At 71.1% G+C, this 15,150-nt stretch carries 12 protein-coding genes; 5 read left to right on the top strand and 7 right to left on the bottom strand.

Annotated features, from left to right (window positions below; all coding sequences use genetic code 11):
* Nucleotides 1–23 precede the first annotated feature (23 nt).
* The 5 genes from glgB to OIE49_RS03295 all read right to left on the bottom strand — a co-directional run bounded on the left by glgB (nucleotide 24) and on the right by OIE49_RS03295 (nucleotide 7,832).
* Nucleotides 24–2,258, bottom strand: a complete 2,235-nt coding sequence (gene glgB, locus OIE49_RS03315; protein WP_326800982.1) for a 1,4-alpha-glucan branching enzyme — start codon at nucleotides 2,256–2,258, stop codon at nucleotides 24–26.
* 4 nt (nucleotides 2,259–2,262) lie between these two features.
* Nucleotides 2,263–3,651, bottom strand: coding sequence for a maltokinase N-terminal cap-like domain-containing protein (locus OIE49_RS03310; RefSeq protein ID WP_326800981.1), 1,389 nt, complete (start codon nucleotides 3,649–3,651; stop codon nucleotides 2,263–2,265).
* A gap of 29 nt (nucleotides 3,652–3,680) precedes the next feature.
* Entirely contained in the window at nucleotides 3,681–5,402 is a 1,722-nt protein-coding gene (treS, locus tag OIE49_RS03305; protein ID WP_326800980.1) for a maltose alpha-D-glucosyltransferase, read from the bottom strand.
* Entirely contained in the window at nucleotides 5,399–7,456 is a 2,058-nt protein-coding gene (locus OIE49_RS03300; protein ID WP_326800979.1) for an alpha-1,4-glucan--maltose-1-phosphate maltosyltransferase, read from the bottom strand. Before OIE49_RS03300 ends, treS begins: the two co-directional genes overlap by 4 nt.
* Before the next feature lie 73 nt (nucleotides 7,457–7,529).
* Nucleotides 7,530–7,832: a DUF5133 domain-containing protein gene (locus OIE49_RS03295; protein WP_100571888.1), complete on the bottom strand. Its 303-nt coding sequence runs from the start codon at nucleotides 7,830–7,832 to the stop codon at nucleotides 7,530–7,532.
* Between the two features lie 307 nt (nucleotides 7,833–8,139).
* Between OIE49_RS03295 and OIE49_RS03290 the strand changes: the two genes are divergently transcribed.
* Both OIE49_RS03290 and glgX read left to right on the top strand, forming a co-directional pair.
* Nucleotides 8,140–8,652 carry a pep a2 gene (locus OIE49_RS03290; RefSeq protein WP_326800978.1) on the top strand — a complete coding sequence of 171 codons (513 nt, stop codon included), beginning with the start codon at nucleotides 8,140–8,142 and terminating at the stop codon, nucleotides 8,650–8,652.
* Nucleotides 8,649–10,793 carry a glycogen debranching protein GlgX gene (glgX, locus tag OIE49_RS03285; RefSeq protein ID WP_326800977.1) on the top strand — a complete coding sequence of 715 codons (2,145 nt, stop codon included), beginning with the start codon at nucleotides 8,649–8,651 and terminating at the stop codon, nucleotides 10,791–10,793. Before OIE49_RS03290 ends, glgX begins: the two co-directional genes overlap by 4 nt.
* A gap of 53 nt (nucleotides 10,794–10,846) precedes the next feature.
* On the opposite strand, the gene OIE49_RS03280 is transcribed toward glgX, so the two are convergent.
* Nucleotides 10,847–11,650, bottom strand: a complete 804-nt coding sequence (locus OIE49_RS03280) for a VOC family protein (RefSeq protein ID WP_326800976.1) — start codon at nucleotides 11,648–11,650, stop codon at nucleotides 10,847–10,849.
* A 151-nt stretch (nucleotides 11,651–11,801) separates the two neighbouring features.
* Nucleotides 11,802–12,593, bottom strand: a complete 792-nt coding sequence (locus OIE49_RS03275) for a SigB/SigF/SigG family RNA polymerase sigma factor (RefSeq protein ID WP_100571884.1) — start codon at nucleotides 12,591–12,593, stop codon at nucleotides 11,802–11,804.
* A gap of 399 nt (nucleotides 12,594–12,992) precedes the next feature.
* Here OIE49_RS03275 and OIE49_RS03270 point away from each other — a divergent pair, with 399 nt between their 5' ends.
* Genes OIE49_RS03270 through OIE49_RS03260 form a run of 3 tightly spaced genes read left to right on the top strand, consistent with a single transcriptional unit; the run spans nucleotide 12,993 to nucleotide 15,134 of the window.
* The gene (locus OIE49_RS03270) at nucleotides 12,993–13,448 is read left to right on the top strand and encodes a MarR family winged helix-turn-helix transcriptional regulator (RefSeq protein ID WP_100571883.1); all 456 of its coding nucleotides are present in this window, start codon (nucleotides 12,993–12,995) and stop codon (nucleotides 13,446–13,448) included.
* Nucleotides 13,445–14,314, top strand: coding sequence for an ATP-binding cassette domain-containing protein (locus OIE49_RS03265; protein WP_326800975.1), 870 nt, complete (start codon nucleotides 13,445–13,447; stop codon nucleotides 14,312–14,314). Before OIE49_RS03270 ends, OIE49_RS03265 begins: the two co-directional genes overlap by 4 nt.
* Complete coding sequence (locus tag OIE49_RS03260; protein WP_326800974.1) at nucleotides 14,274–15,134, top strand: ABC transporter permease; 861 nt, start codon at nucleotides 14,274–14,276, stop codon at nucleotides 15,132–15,134. Before OIE49_RS03265 ends, OIE49_RS03260 begins: the two co-directional genes overlap by 41 nt.
* Nucleotides 15,135–15,150 lie beyond the last annotated feature (16 nt).

Genomic DNA, 15,150 nt, shown 5'->3' with positions numbered 1-15,150 from the left:
CCGCTTCCCGCGCCCCGGCCCGCTCAGGCGGGCTGCGGAGTCAGCCAGAGCGTGGCGAGCGGTGGCAGCGTGAGACGGATATGCCGCTCCTCGGGTTCGCCTTCCGTTTCGAGTGGCTTTGCGTTGGTGACGCCGCCCCCGCCGTAGCGGCCGGCGTCGGTGTTCAGCACCTCGCGCCACACGGTGACCTCGCCCGGCACGTCCAGGCGGTAGCCCTCGCGCACCGCGGGGGAGAAGTTCGACACCGCGAGGAGCGGGACGCCGGCCGCGTCGAGGCGCAGGAACGCGTAGACGTTGTCGTCGGCGGCGTCCACGGCCACCCAGCGGAAGCCTTCCGGCCGGGTGTCGCGCTGCCACAGGGCCGGGGTGGCCCGGTAGACGGTGTTGAGGTCGCGCACCAGGTCCCGCACCCCGCGGTGGTCGCCCGCGGCGCAGTGGTCCTCGTCGAGCAGCCACCACTCGGGCCCGTGCTCCTCGGAGAACTCGCCGCCCTGGGCGAACTCCTGCCCCATGAACAGCAGTTGCTTGCCCGGATGCGCCCACATCCAGCCCAGGTAGGCGCGGTGATTCGCGCGTCGCTGCCACCAGTCACCGGGCATCTTCGACACCAGCGCCCGTTTGCCGTGCACCACCTCGTCGTGCGAGATCGGCAGCACGTAGTTCTCGCTGTAGGCGTACACCATCGCGAAGGTCATCTCGTGGTGGTGGTACTTGCGGTGCACCGGATCCTTGGTCATGTACTGGAGCGAGTCGTGCATCCAGCCCATGTTCCACTTCAGCCCGAAGCCCAGGCCGCCGCTGTCGGTCGGCGCGGTCACCCCGCCCCACGCGGTCGACTCCTCGGCGATGGTCACCACGCCCGGAGCACGCCGGTACACGGTGGCGTTCATCTCCTGGAGGAACGCCATCGCGTCCAGGTCCTCCCGGCCGCCGTACGCGTTGGGCGTCCACTGGCCGGAGTCGCGCGAGTAGTCCAGGTAGAGCATGGAGGCCACCGCGTCCACCCGCAGGCCGTCGACGTGGAACTCCTCGCACCAGTACACGGCGTTGGCGACCAGGAAGTTGCGCACCTCGGTGCGGGCGAAGTCGAACTCGTACGTCCCCCAGTCGGGGTGCTCGGCGCGCTGCGCGTTCCCCGGCTCGTACAGCGGGTCCCCGTCGAAGCGGGCCAGCGCCCAGTCGTCCTTGGGGAAGTGCGCCGGCACCCAGTCCATGATCACGCCGATCCCGGCCCGGTGGCAGGCGTCGACGAAATACCGGAAGTCGTCCGGCGAGCCCAGCCGCGCGGTCGGGGCGTAGTAGGAGGTGACCTGGTAGCCCCAGGACGGCCCGAAGGGGTGCTCGGCGACCGGCATCAGCTCCACGTGGGTGAAGCCCAGGTCCTTGACGTAGGCCGGGAGCTGTTCAGCGAGTTGACGGTACGTCAAACCTGGTCGCCAGGACGGTAGGTGGACCTCGTACACCGAGAACGGCGCCTCGTGCACCGGCACGTCCGCGCGGTGCGCCATCCACTCCTGGTCGCCCCACTCGTGGTGCGCGGCCGTCACCACGGACGCGGTGGCGGGCGGCACCTCGGTGCGCCGTGCCATCGGGTCGGCCTTGAGGAACCGGCCGCCGTACTGCGAGGTGATCTCGAACTTGTACTTCGCGCCCTCCCCGATCCCGGGCAGGAACAGCTCCCACACGCCCGCCGCGCCCAGCGAGCGCATCGGGAAGGCGGTCCCGTCCCAGTGGCTGAAGTCCCCGGCCACCCGCACGCCCCGGGCGTTGGGCGCCCACACGGTGAACCGGGTGCCGGTCACACCCTGGTGGGTCATCGGCTCCGCGCCCAGCGCCCGCCACAGCTGCTCGTGCCGGCCCTCCCGGACCAGGTGCAGATCCAGCTCGCCGAGAGCGGGCAGGAAGCGGTAGGGGTCGTGGACCTCGTACTCGTCCCGCTCGTAGCCCACCACCAGGGTGTACTCGGGGATCGCGGCCAGGGGCAGTACGGCCGAGAACAGTCCGTCGCCCTCGGAGGCGAGCGGGGTGCGCTCGCCGTCCACGACCACGCTCACCGCACGGGCGAAGGGACGCAGCACCCGCAGGGCGATCCCGCCCCGCACCGGGTGCGCGCCGAGCAGCGCGTGCGGGTCGTGGTGGGCGCCGGACAGCAGGCGCTCACGGTCGGCGGCAGCCGGCGGCGGGGCCGTACCGGCCTGTACCGCCGCGGGCAGGACGGGGCCGGACGGCTCGGGAAGTGACGTGTCGCGCAGTGCCATCGGTTCAGCCTCCTCTCACGGCGAGACGTTCGATCGCCGCCATCGGTACGGCGAGCCAGTCGGGGCGGTGCCGGGCCTCGTACAGCACTTCGTACACGGCACGGTCCGTCTCGTAGGCCCGCAGCAGGGCGTGTTTCTTACGGGGGTCCCAGCCGGACAGGGAGGCGTAGCCGGCGCAGTACGCCTCCCGGCAGCGGCGCGCCCACTCCGGGCGCCAGGGGCGGCGCTGGCGGGCGGCGTAGTCGAAGGAGCGCAGCATCCCCGCCACGTCCCGGACCGGGGACTCGGGGATGCGGCGCTCGGCGAGCGGGCGCGACGGCTCGCCCTCGAAGTCGATGACGAACCACTCCCGCCCGGCCCGCAGCACCTGCCCGAGGTGCAGGTCGCCGTGCACGCGCTGGGCGGGCGGCCCGGCGTCGCAACTGGCCAGCGCGGCGAACGCGGTGCGCAGCCGGGTCGCGTACGGGCGCAGCGCGGGGACGCTGTGCGCGGCGGCCTCCAGATGCTCGGTCATCGTCGCGGCGGTGCGTGCGATGTCCTGATGGGCGCCGGTGGGGAAGGCGTCGGCCAGCGCCAGGTGGACCTCCGCGGTCGCCTGCCCCAACTGGTGCGCCTGGGCGGTGAAGTCGTCACCGGTGGCCAGGGCACGCAGGGCCAGCGTCCAGCCGTCGGCGGCGTCGCGCAGGAACGGCTGGAGCACCCCGAGTGTGGCCGGTTCCGGTTGCGTGGTGCGGAACCAGGCCACCGGAGCGGGCACCCGGGTGCAGTCCTGTCCGGCCAGGGCCCACGGCACTTCCAGGTCCGGGTTGACGCCCGGCTGGATGCGGCGGAACACCTTCAGGATGAACTCGTCCCCGTAGATGATCGAGGAGTTGGACTGTTCGGCGTCCAGCAGCCTGGGCACCAGTGCGTCGGGGATCGGTACGGACGCGTCCGCCTCGAAGTGCAGCGGGCCGAAGGTGCCGGGGTGGCGCATCCGCTCCAGGAGCAGCTGTGCCGAACGCGGTTCGCACAGCGCGTCGTAGACCGCGAGGCCGGCCAGCGGCCCCTCCTCGGGGCGGCCGATGAACGCCCGGTGCAGGCGTGGGGCCGGCTCCCGCCGTACGCCGAGCAGCAGTTGGTAGCAGTCGGCGGGCGGCGGGGCGGGTGTGCCGGTGGGGGAGGGGACCGTGCCGGGACCGGAGGCGACGTCCGCGTGCTCGGCGTGGACGAGCAGATGCAGGCAGCCCGGGAACAGCTCCGTCATCGACAGCAGACGCAGGTCGGTGACGGGCCGGTCCTTGCCGGCGAACCAGCGTTGTCGCGGCAGCCATTCGCGCAGCAGCGAGCCGAGCGAGGTCATGGGCCCGGCCGGGCTCCCGGCGCTCGGCGTCGGCGATGCGGTCTTCGGCATGGTCACGCCTCCTTTCGTCGGCCGTACGCTCACCCGCGTCGGCCGGTCCGGGATGCGACGTTGGCGGTGAGCCGGAACCAGTAGAACCCGTGGCCCGCCAGGGTCAGCAGGTACGGCAGTTCCCCGACGGCCGGGAAGCGCACTCCGCCGATGAGCTCGACCGGGTTGCGTCCCTCGAAGACCCGCAGATCGAGTTCGGTCGGCTGGGCGAAGCGGGAGAAGTTGTGGACGCACAGGACCAGGTCGTCCTTGTACTCGCGCAGGAAGGCGAGGACGGCGGGGTTGGAGGAGGGCAGTTCGGTGTAGGAGCCGAGTCCGAAGGCGGGGTTCTGCTTGCGGATCTCGATCATGCGGCGGGTCCAGTGCAGCAGCGACGAGGGCGAGGACATCGATGCCTCGACGTTGGTGACCTGGTAGCCGTAGACCGGGTCCATGATCGTGGGCAGGTAGAGGCGGCCGGGGTCGCAGGAGGAGAAGCCGGCGTTGCGGTCGGGGGTCCACTGCATGGGGGTGCGCACCGCGTCGCGGTCGCCGAGCCAGATGTTGTCGCCCATGCCGATCTCGTCGCCGTAGTAGAGGATCGGGCTGCCGGGCAGGGAGAGCAGCAGGGCGGTGAAGAGCTCGATCTGGTTGCGGTCGTTGTCCAGCAGGGTGGCAAGGCGGCGGCGGATGCCGATGTTGGCGCGCATGCGGGGGTCTTTGGCGTATTCGGCCCACATGTAGTCGCGTTCTTCGTCGGTGACCATTTCGAGGGTGAGCTCGTCGTGGTTGCGCAGGAAGATGCCCCATTGGCAGTTGGTGGGGATGGCGGGGGTCTTGGCGAGGATTTCGGAGACGGGGTAGCGGCTTTCGCGTCGGACGGCCATGAAGATGCGGGGCATGACGGGGAAGTGGAAGGCCATGTGGCACTCGTCGCCGCCGGCGGCGTAGTCGCCGAAGTAGTCGACGACGTCCTCCGGCCACTGGTTGGCCTCCGCCAGCAGCACGGTGTCCGGGAACATCCGGTCGATCTCCTTGCGCACCCGCTTCAGGAAGGCGTGGGACGCGGGGAGGTTCTCGCAGTTGGTGCCCTCTTCGGCGTAGAGGTACGGGACCGCGTCGAGCCGGAAGCCGTCGATGCCGAGGTCCAACCAGAAGCGCAGGGCGGCCAGGATCTCCTCCTGCACCGCGGGGCTTTCGTAGTTGAGGTCCGGCTGGTGGGAGAAGAACCGGTGGAAGTAGTACTGGCCGCGGACCGGGTCGAACGTCCAGTTCGAGGTCTCGGTGTCGACGAAGATGATGCGGGCGTCCGGATAGCCCTTGTCGTCGTCGGCCCACATGTAGAAGTCGCCGTAGGGGCCGTCGGGGTCCTTGCGGGATTGCTGGAACCACGGGTGCTGGTCGCTGGTGTGGTTCATGACGAAGTCGATGATCACGCGCATGCCGCGCTGGTGGGCGGCGTCGACGAACTCCACGAAGTCGGCCAGGTCGCCGAACTCGGGGAGCACCGCGGTGTAGTCGGAGACGTCGTAGCCGCCGTCCCTGAGCGGCGACTTGAAGAACGGCGGCAGCCAGAGGCAGTCCACGCCGAGCCACTGGAGATAGTCGAGTTTGGCGGTCAGGCCCTTCAGGTCGCCGACGCCGTCGCCGTTGCTGTCCTGGAAGGAGCGGACGAGGACCTCGTAGAACACGGCACGCTTGAACCACTCCGGGTCCCGGTCCCTGGCCGGGGCGTCCTCGAAGATGTCAGGGACGGGCTCGTTGACAGTCATGGCGCTGGGGGCCCTCCGATCTCGGACGAGGTGGACGATCGCTGGACGTGGAGCACGTGCGCGGGCCGTTCGCCCGGTTCCAGGCGTACGTAGCCGGCCCTGCCCCAGTGGTAGGTCTCGCCGGTGAGCTCGTCGCGCATCGGCATCGACTCGTGCCAGTCCAGGCCGAGTTGCGGCATGTCCAACGAGACCGTGGCCTCCTGGGTGTGGTGGGGGTCGAGGTTGGCGACCACGACGACCGTGTCCGGCCCCTCGCTCTTGCTGTACGCGATCACGGCATCGTTGTCGGTCGTGTGGAAGCGCAGATTGCGCAGGCGGTGCAGCGCGGGATGGCGTCGGCGGATGTCGTTGAGTTTGGTGATGAGGGGGGCGATGGTGCGGCCCTCGCGTGCGGCGGCCGCCCAGTCGCGTGGTGTGATCTGGTACTTCTCGGAGTCGAGGTATTCCTCGCTGCCGGGTTTGAGGGGGGTGTTCTCGCACAGTTCGTAGCCGCTGTAGATGCCCCAGGAGGGGGCGAGGGTGGCGGCCAGGACGGCGCGGACCTCGAAGGCGGGACGGCCGCCGTGCTGGAGGTAGGCGTGCAGGATGTCGGGGGTGTTGGTGAAGAAGTTCGGCCGCATCCAGGCCGCCGCCTCGCCCGACAGTTCGGTCAGGTACTCGGTGAGTTCCTGTTTGGTGTTGCGCCAGGTGAAGTAGGTGTAGGACTGCTGGAAGCCGGTCTGGGCCAGGGTGTGCATCATCGCGGGCCGGGTGAACGCCTCCGCCAGGAAGATCACGTCCGGGTCGGTGGCGTTGACGGCGGCGATCACGCGTTCCCAGAACACCACGGGCTTGGTGTGCGGGTTGTCGACGCGGAAGATCCGCACCCCGTGGTCCATCCAGTGCCGCAGCACGCGCAGGGTCTCGGCGATCAGGCCGTCCATGTCGGCGTCGAAGGCGATGGGGTAGATGTCCTGGTACTTCTTGGGCGGGTTCTCGGCGTAGGCGATGGTGCCGTCGGGCCGGTGGTGGAACCACTCGGGGTGCTTGTGGACCCAGGGGTGGTCCGGGGAGCACTGCAGGGCGAAGTCCAGCGCCACCTCCAGGCCCAGCTCGGCGGCGCGGGCCGTGAAGTGGTCGAAGTCCTCCAGGGTGCCCAGGGCGGGGTGGACGGTGTCGTGGCCGCCCTCGGGGGAGCCGATGGCCCAGGGCACGCCGACGTCGTCGGGGCCGGCGTCCAGGGAGTTGTTGCGGCCCTTGCGGAAGGTGGTGCCGATGGGGTGGACCGGGGGCAGGTAGACGACGTCGAAGCCCATCGCGGCGATCGCGGGCAGCCGGCGGGCGGCGGTGCGGAAGGTGCCGTGCGGCTGCTCGGGGGTGCCCTCGGAGCGGGGGAAGAACTCGTACCAGGACCCGTACAGCGCCCGCTCCCGCTCGACCAGCAGGGCGAGCGGCTCGGAGGCGGTGACCAGGTCCCGCAGCGGACGGCGGGCGAGGACCGCGTCCACCTCCGGCGTCAACGCCGCCGCCAGCCGGGTCATCACCGGCAGCGTGTCGTCCTGGAGCGCCGCCGCCGCGGCCAGCACGGTGTCCCGCTCCGGCCCCTCGGGCACTCCGGCCGCCGCCCGGGTGTGCAGAGCGGCCCCCTCCTCCAGCACAAGACCCGCGTCGATGCCGGCCGGGACCTTGACGGACGCGACGCGGCGCCAGGTGGTGACCGGATCCGCCCAGGCCTCCACGTGGTACGTCCAGCGGCCGACCGCACCCGGTGTGACCTCGGCGCCCCAGCGGTCGGTGCCGGGGGCCAGTTCGCGCATCGGCGTCCACGGGCCGGCCCGGCCCTCCGGATCCGTCAGCACCACGTTCGCTGCCACCGCGTCGTGGCCCTCGCGGAACACGGTGGCGGTGACAGGGAACGTCTCTCCCGCGACCGCCTTGGCCGCTCGCCTGCCGCCGTCGACGGCCGGACGGACGTCCCGCACCGGGATGCGGCCGATCGCCGGGGCCGTCCAGAAAGCGGGGCCAAAGGCCGTACTTGAGGCGGGACTCGAGGCCTGGATCGGGGTCGAACTCATGGGTGTCACCTCCACCGTGCTCGAGGCCGGGCTCGCGCCCGGCCGGGGATCGGGTCGTGCCGGGCGGGGGGGCCTACCGCCCGGCGCGGGAACGCTTCTGGGCCGCCTTCGGCGGGCCCCGGCGGGGGACGGCGCTCCGGTGCGGCCGGCCGCTCTGCTCCCGCAGGTAGGTGACGAGGCTGGTGCACAGATAACGCTCGGCGGCGTCCGCGGCCTCCCGGGCGCAGCGCTTCCCCATCAGCACGCACAGGGTGTAACCGGAATCCTCGAAAGTGGACCGCACCCGGTTGTCGTCCGGTGACGCGAGCATCGCGCGTTCCCATGCCCGGTAGCGGCGCAAGTGACGGGCGACTTCGGCTTTGGCGGGTAGCAGCATGGCGCCATTCACCTTTCGGATGCGCTCGATGGGCTCGTTCCCCCGACAGCCGGGGCGGCGACCGCGCACGCGTGGGCAGCGGTCCCGTTGACGGCGCTCGAGACTTCACTCATGGTGCACGTTCAACGACACAGCGTCCTGTTGGAACTTCAACAAGCCCGCTGACCTGCTCGTGTTGCACGGATGGCGTAGCGCGCGCACTGTTGATCCTACTCAGAGGCAACATTCGCTCACGCTTCGTGTTCGGAGCTCCTCTCGCGGCATGCGGGAGAGGGGCGCGGGCCTCGCCGGTGAGGAGCCAACGACGATGAAGACCGCAGTGCCCTGTTACTACCACCTCGACGTGGAAGTCAGCCCGGAGCGGGTCGGGCAGGTGAGGCGCATCCTGGCCGCGCACCTGCGTTTCTGGGACCTGGAGGACCTCGTCGAACCCGTGTGCGGGGGCGCCGAGATGCTGCTGAAGGCCATTGACGAGCACGCCACCGACAAGCACACCTCGATCGAGATGTGGTGGACCGGCCAGCACCTGATCACCGCCGTCGCGGAGAACAACCACGACCTGCGCCCCGACCAGGACCTGCGAAGCTGCCTGGCCCGAATCGCGGCGACCAGCGACGGCTGGGGCTGCTGCGCCGCCGCGACCGGCAGCAAGGTCATCTGGTTCTCGCAGCGGGCCCGCGCCGGGGTGCGTGTCCCGCTGGTCCCGACGGCTCCGGCCCCGACCCTGCGCGAGGGGCTGAGGACACCGCGCGAGCTGCCGGTCGCGGCCCTGGCCTCTCCGCTCAGCGGGCCGCAGGCCGTGCTGGAAGCGGCCCCATGACGGGCCGAAAGCGCCGGAAAGGGGTACCCGTGTGGAGCGGGTACCCCTATCCGCTGGGGGCGGTGTACGACGGGAAGGGCACCAACTTCGCGCTGTTCAGTGAGGTGGCCGAGCGAGTCGACCTCGTCCTGGTGGACGACGCCGGCACCCATCGCGGGGTGCCCCTGACCGAGGCCGACGGCTTCGTGTGGCACGGCTATCTGCCCGGTGTCGGGCCGGGGCAGCGCTACGGATACCGGGTGCACGGGCCCTGGCACCCGTCCGCCGGCCACCGCTGCAACCCGAGGAAACTGCTCCTCGACCCCTATGCCAGGGCGGTGGACGGGCAGATAGACAACCATCCCTCGCTGTACGAGCGTGCCGCGCACGGTCCTGACCCGGCCGACAGCGCCGGGCACACCATGCTGGGCGTGGTGACCGACGCGGACTTCGACTGGGGCGACGACCGTCCGCCGCGGCGGGCGTACTCCGACACCGTGATCTACGAGGCCCACGTACGCGGCCTGACCCGCACCCATCCTGCCGTGCCGCCCGAACTGCGCGGCACCTACGCGGGGTTGGCGCACCCGGCGGTGATCGAGCACCTCACCTCGCTGGGCGTGACCGCGGTCGAGCTGATGCCGGTCCACCAGTTCGTGCACGACGGCGTGCTCCAGGGCCGGGGCCTTTCCAACTACTGGGGCTACAACACCATCGGCTTCTTCGCCCCGCACAACGGCTATGCCGCCGGCGGCACACGCGGACAGCAGGTCTCCGAATTCAAGTCGATGGTCAAGGCGCTGCACGCGGCCGGGCTCGAGGTGATCCTCGACGTCGTCTACAACCACACCGCCGAGGGCAACGAGAAGGGCCCGACACTGTCCTTCCGGGGAATCGACAACGCCTCGTACTACCGCCTGGTCGACGGCGACTGGGCGCATTACTACGACACCACGGGCACCGGCAACAGCCTGCTGATGCGCCACCCCTACGTACTGCAACTGATCATGGACTCGCTGCGGTACTGGGTCACCGAGATGCGTGTCGACGGCTTCCGTTTCGACCTCGCGGCCACGCTGGCCCGGCAGTTCCACGAGGTGGACCGGCTGTCGGCGTTCTTCGACCTGATCCAGCAGGACCCGGTGATCAGCCGGGTGAAGCTGATCGCGGAGCCGTGGGACGTCGGCGAGGGCGGCTACCAGGTGGGCAACTTCCCGCCGCTGTGGTCGGAGTGGAACGGCCTCTACCGTGACGCGGTACGGGACTTCTGGCGCGGCGAGGAGTACACGCTCGGCGAGTTCGCCTCCCGGCTGACCGGCTCCGCCGACCTGTACGCCCACAATCGGCGCAGGCCGCGCGCCAGCGTCAACTTCGTGACCGCGCACGACGGGTTCACGCTGCGGGACCTCGTGTCCTACAACGACAAGCACAACGAGGCCAACGGGGAGGGCAACAGGGACGGCGAGAGCGCCAACCGGTCCTGGAACTGCGGGGCCGAAGGGGAGACCCGCGACCCGGCCGTCCTGGAACTTCGGGCCCGCCAGCAGCGCAACTTCCTTGCCACGCTGCTGCTTTCGCAGGGCATCCCGATGCTGTGCCACGGCGATGAGCTGGGGCGCACCCAGGGCGGCAACAACAACGCCTACTGCCAGGACAGCGAGGTCTCCTGGATCGACTGGCGGCTGACCGACGGGCAGCGGGAACTCGCCGACTTCACGCGGCACTTGATTGCTCTGCGCGCCGCCCATCCCGTGCTGCGCCGACGCCGCTTCTTCCAGGGGGAGACGGCGACCCGGTCCGACCAGCCGCTGCCCGACCTGGTGTGGCTGCTGCCGGACGGCCGCGAGATGGCGGAGGAGGACTGGCAGCGCTCCGACGCGCACTCCGTCGCGGTCTTCCTCAACGGCGACGCCATCGCCGAACCCGACCGGCAGGGCCGTCCCCTGGTGGACGACTCCTTCCTGCTGCTGCTCAACGGCTACTGGGAACCGGTCGACTTCCGCCTTCCCGGTCCCGCGTACGGCGACCGCTGGACCACCCTCCTGGACACGGCCGACCCCGCTGATCCCCCGGACGAATCCGAACACAAACCCACCACGACGCTCCGCACGGACCCCCGCAGCCTGATCCTCCTGACCCGGCCCCCGAAGAGCCCTCGCTGACGAGGGGGCCCTTGGGCGATCATCGGCCGGCCGTCGTCGGCCACCTCGGGCGTTCAGGCCTCGCGGCGGGACGTCACCGTGAACTGCGCGCCGTCCCGGTCGCGGAGTACGGCCTCGTCGGGGCCCTCGCGCAGGACGCTGCCGCCATGGGCCTCCGCGGCGCGGGCGCAGGCGGCGACGTCGGCGACGCGGAAGTGGATCTGCCAGTGCGGGCGGATCGTGGGGTCGGGCGCCGCCTCCAGCGCGCCTGACTCGATGCGCGCCACGACCTCGCCGTGGCTGCGCAGCACCACCTCGTCGCCCTCGTAGCGGACCTCGCAGCAGCCGGGCCGCCGTGAGGCCCAGTCCAGCACCTCGCCGTAGAAGATGGCCGCGTCGAAGGCGTCGCGCGTGTGCAGCCGGATGAAGGCCGGCGCGGCCTTGCGCCAGGTCTCCCAGTCCGTGAAGAGGTCACCCTCCCAGATCCCGAAGGTCGCCCCGTCCCGGTCCGCCAGCAGCGCCGCCCGCCCCGGCGGGAAGGAGATCGGCCCGACCGCGGCCGTACCGCCGCGCTCCTGCACCCTTGCGACGGCCTGGTCCGCGCTGGGCACCGCGAAATACGGCGTCCAGGCGACCGCCATCTGCCACATGGCCGCCACCGCGCCGATCCCCGCGACCGGGGCGCCGTCCGCGAGAGCGATGCGGAAGTGGTCGCCGAGTCTGGCCGGCCGCCACTCCCAGCCCAGCACCGCCCGGTAGAACTCCTCCGTTGCCTGGAGATCGCGGCTGGTCAGGCTCACCCAGCAGGGAGCGCCGCACACCGAGTGCGTGGAAACGACGTCGGGGGAACTGCCGCAAGGTGTCCTGTCGTGGTTCATGGCCCGTCCTGGTCGAGTCAGACCGGTTTCCACCAGCCTGACACCAGTGTCCGACCGGCGCGCGGAAGATGCCTGCCGAGTACCCGCGGCGCGCCGCCGAAACGGCGCGGCACGTGACGGCCGCCCCACGGGCGCCGCGGCGCCGCGCCGTTCACCCGGCTTCGGTGAGCAGTTCCTCACGCAGCTGGGCGAAACACCCGCTGAGCAGGCGCGAGACATGCATTTGCGAGATGCCCAGCTGCTGCGCGATCCGGCTCTGCGTCATGCCCCGGAAGAACCTGAGGTACAGGATGGTCCGCTCGCGTTCGGGCAGCGCCTCCAGGCAGGGCCTGACCGCCACCCGGTCCACGACCAGGTCGAACCGCGCGTCGGCCTCACCCAGCCCGTCGCCGAGCGCGTAGCCGTCCGTACCGGGGACCTCCGCCTCCAGGGACAGCGCGGCGAAGCAGTCCAGGGCCTCCATCCCGGTGTGCACGTCGCTCACGCTCAGCTGCGCGTACTCGGCGATCTCGGCCACGGTCGGCGTCCGGCCGGGCGTGGTCTGCGCCAGCTCCTTCGTGGCCCGCCGTACCCGGTTGCGCAGATCCTGGACCCGGCGCGGCACGTGCAGCGTCCACATGTGGTCGCGGAAGTGCCGCTTGATCTCCCCGGTGACCGTCGGCACGGCGTACGCCTCGAACGCGTAGCCGCGTGCCGGGTCGTAGTGGTCGACGGCCTTGACCAGACCCAGCGCGGCGACCTGGTACAGATCCTCCAGGGCCTCGCCGCGCCCGCGGAACCGCACGGCGATCCGCTCGGCCATGGGCAGCCACACCTGGACCAGCTCGTCCCTCAGCGCCTTGCGCTCGGCGCCCTCGGGCATACGGGAGAGCCGCTCGAACGCCTCGGCCGTGTCGGGGGCGTCGTCGTGCGGATGGGTATTCGTTCTGCCGGTGGTACGCATGCGCTGCGCCTCCCTCAGCAGGTGCTGGATGGACGGACACCTTGGGAGGGGCGGGGCTCGGACCTACGGAGTTGAACATCGGGGCCCGGCGCGCCGGCTCCCACGGACGTGCCTCCTGTCCGAAGCACTGGACTCGGGATTCCCGAAGTCGGCGATTTCGTAACTGTTCCGGGAATGCGGTGACATTATGCAACCGCACGAATCTCAATTGTTGTCCAGATTCCGGGGAATCGCCACCGGAGGAAATGCGCTCATTTCCATGGCGGCGTGAATGCGGGTCCGGCCCGGCGGTCCCGCGCCGTGCCGGACCCGCCTCCGCGCTCAACCGCCGCCGTGTCCAGCGGCATCCTTGACCGGCCCTTGGGGTTTTACCTCTGCCACAGAGGTAATCTCGCAGACGTGACACCGGAGACCTTCCCCGAAGAGCTGGCCGACGCCCTCGTCGGCGTCCAGCGGCTGATTCGCCGCCGGCTGCGCGACGGGATGACCGTGCCCCGTCCGCGCGGCGCCGAGATCGAACTGCTGCGTCTGGTCGAGAGCCGCCCCGGCATAGGCGTCTCCGAGGCCGCCAAGGAGTTGCACCTGGCGGGCAACTCCGTCTCGACACTGGTCAACCAGCTCGTCCGCGACGGTCAGTTGATACGTGAGACGGACCCCGCCGACCGGCGCGCCGCGCGCCTGCTGCTGACGGAGGCCGCCGGAGCCCGCCTGCGCGACTGGCGGGAACGCCGCGCCGCCCTCGTACGCCATCTGGTGGACCGGCTCGACGAGAAGGACCGCGACGCGCTGCGCGAGGCGATCCCCGCCCTGCGCAGACTGACCGAGAACCTGCGCGAGGAGGCCGACCGCCCATGAACCGGAACGCTGCCGCCGAGCCCGTCGCGGACGCGGACGCGGTCGCCTGCACCCGGCTCGCCTACGCCTTCGGCGACACCAACGCCGTCGACGGCGTGGACCTGTCCGTGCGTCCCGGCGAGGTGTTCGGGCTGCTCGGCCCCAACGGCGCCGGGAAGACCACGGCGATCCGCTGCATCACCACCCTCCTGCCGGTCCCCTCCGGCATGGTCCGCGTCTTCGGCCACGACGCCGCCACCGAGCGCATGCCGGTGCGCCGCATGCTGGGCTACGTCCCGCAGCAGCTGTCCGCCGACGCCGCCCTCACCGGCCGGGAGAACGTGACCCTGTTCGCCCGCGTCTTCGACGTCCCGCGCCGCGAACGCGCCGACCGGGTCGCCCAGGCGCTGGGCGCGGTCGGTCTGGCCGACGCCGCCGACCGCCTGGCGAACACCTACTCCGGCGGCATGGTCCGCCGCCTCGAACTCGCCCAGGCCCTGGTCAGCTCACCCCGCCTGCTGATCCTCGACGAGCCGACCATCGGGCTCGACCCGATCGCCCGCACCGGGGTGTGGGAGCACATCGGCGCCGTCCGCGCCGCCACCGGCATGACGGTCCTGGTGACCACCCACTACATGGACGAGGCCGACATGTACTGCGACCGGGTCGCCCTGATGCACCGCGGCCGCATCCGGGCCCTCGGCACCCCGGCCGAGCTGCGCGAAGGGCTCGGTGAGCGCCGCCGTGCCCAGGGCGCCCCGGCCACGGATCCGCTGCCCACGCTGGAGGACGTCTTCCGCGACGTGGCCGGCAGCGGCCTCGACGACACCTCAGGAGACTTCCGCGATGTCCGAAGTACCCGCCGCACCGCGCACCGCGTCGGCTGACGCCGTCCGCGCCGACGACATCGGCCTGCTGCTGCGGCCGCCGCAACCCCGCGCCGGCTGGCGGCTGCTGCCCGCCCGGGTCGTCGCCATGTGCGCGGTGGAACTCCAGAAGCTCCGCCACGACCGCACCGAGCTCTACACGCGCGCGGTGCAGCCCGCCCTGTGGCTGCTGATCTTCGGTCAGACCTTCACCCGCATCCGGGCGATCCCCACGGGCGGCATCCCGTACATCGACTTCATGGCCCCTGGCATCATCGCCCAGTCCGCCATGTTCATCGCGATCTTCTACGGCATCCAGATCATCTGGGAGCGCGACGCGGGCGTCCTCAACAAGCTCCTCGTCACTCCGACCCCGCGCTCCGCTCTGGTCACCGGCAAGGCGTTCGCCGCCGGGGTGAAGGCGCTGATCCAGGCGATCGTCGTGATCGTCATCGCCGCCCTGCTCGGCGTGGGACTGACCTGGAACCCGCTGCGGCTGCTCGGTGTCGCCGCGGCCGTCGTCCTCGGCTCGGCGTTCTTCGCCTGCCTGTCGATGACCATCGCCGGCATCGTGCTCAGCCGCGACCGGCTGATGGGCATCGGGCAGGCGATCACGATGCCGCTGTTCTTCGGCTCCAACGCCCTGTACCCGGTCGCCGTCATGCCCGGCTGGCTTCAGGCCGTCAGCAAGGTCAACCCGCTGAGCTACCAGGTCGACGCCCTGCGCGGGCTGCTGCTCGGCACCCCTGCGCACCTGGCCGCCGACTTCGCCGTCCTCGTGGTGGCCGCCGCGCTCGGCATCGCCGCGGCCTCCGCCCTGCTCGGCCGGCTGGCCCGCTGACGGCGCCCGGCGGACC

It is taken from the genome of Streptomyces sp. NBC_01788 (genome assembly GCF_035917575.1).
Classification (GTDB): domain Bacteria; phylum Actinomycetota; class Actinomycetes; order Streptomycetales; family Streptomycetaceae; genus Streptomyces.
This window is presented reverse-complemented; position numbering and strand designations above follow the sequence as displayed.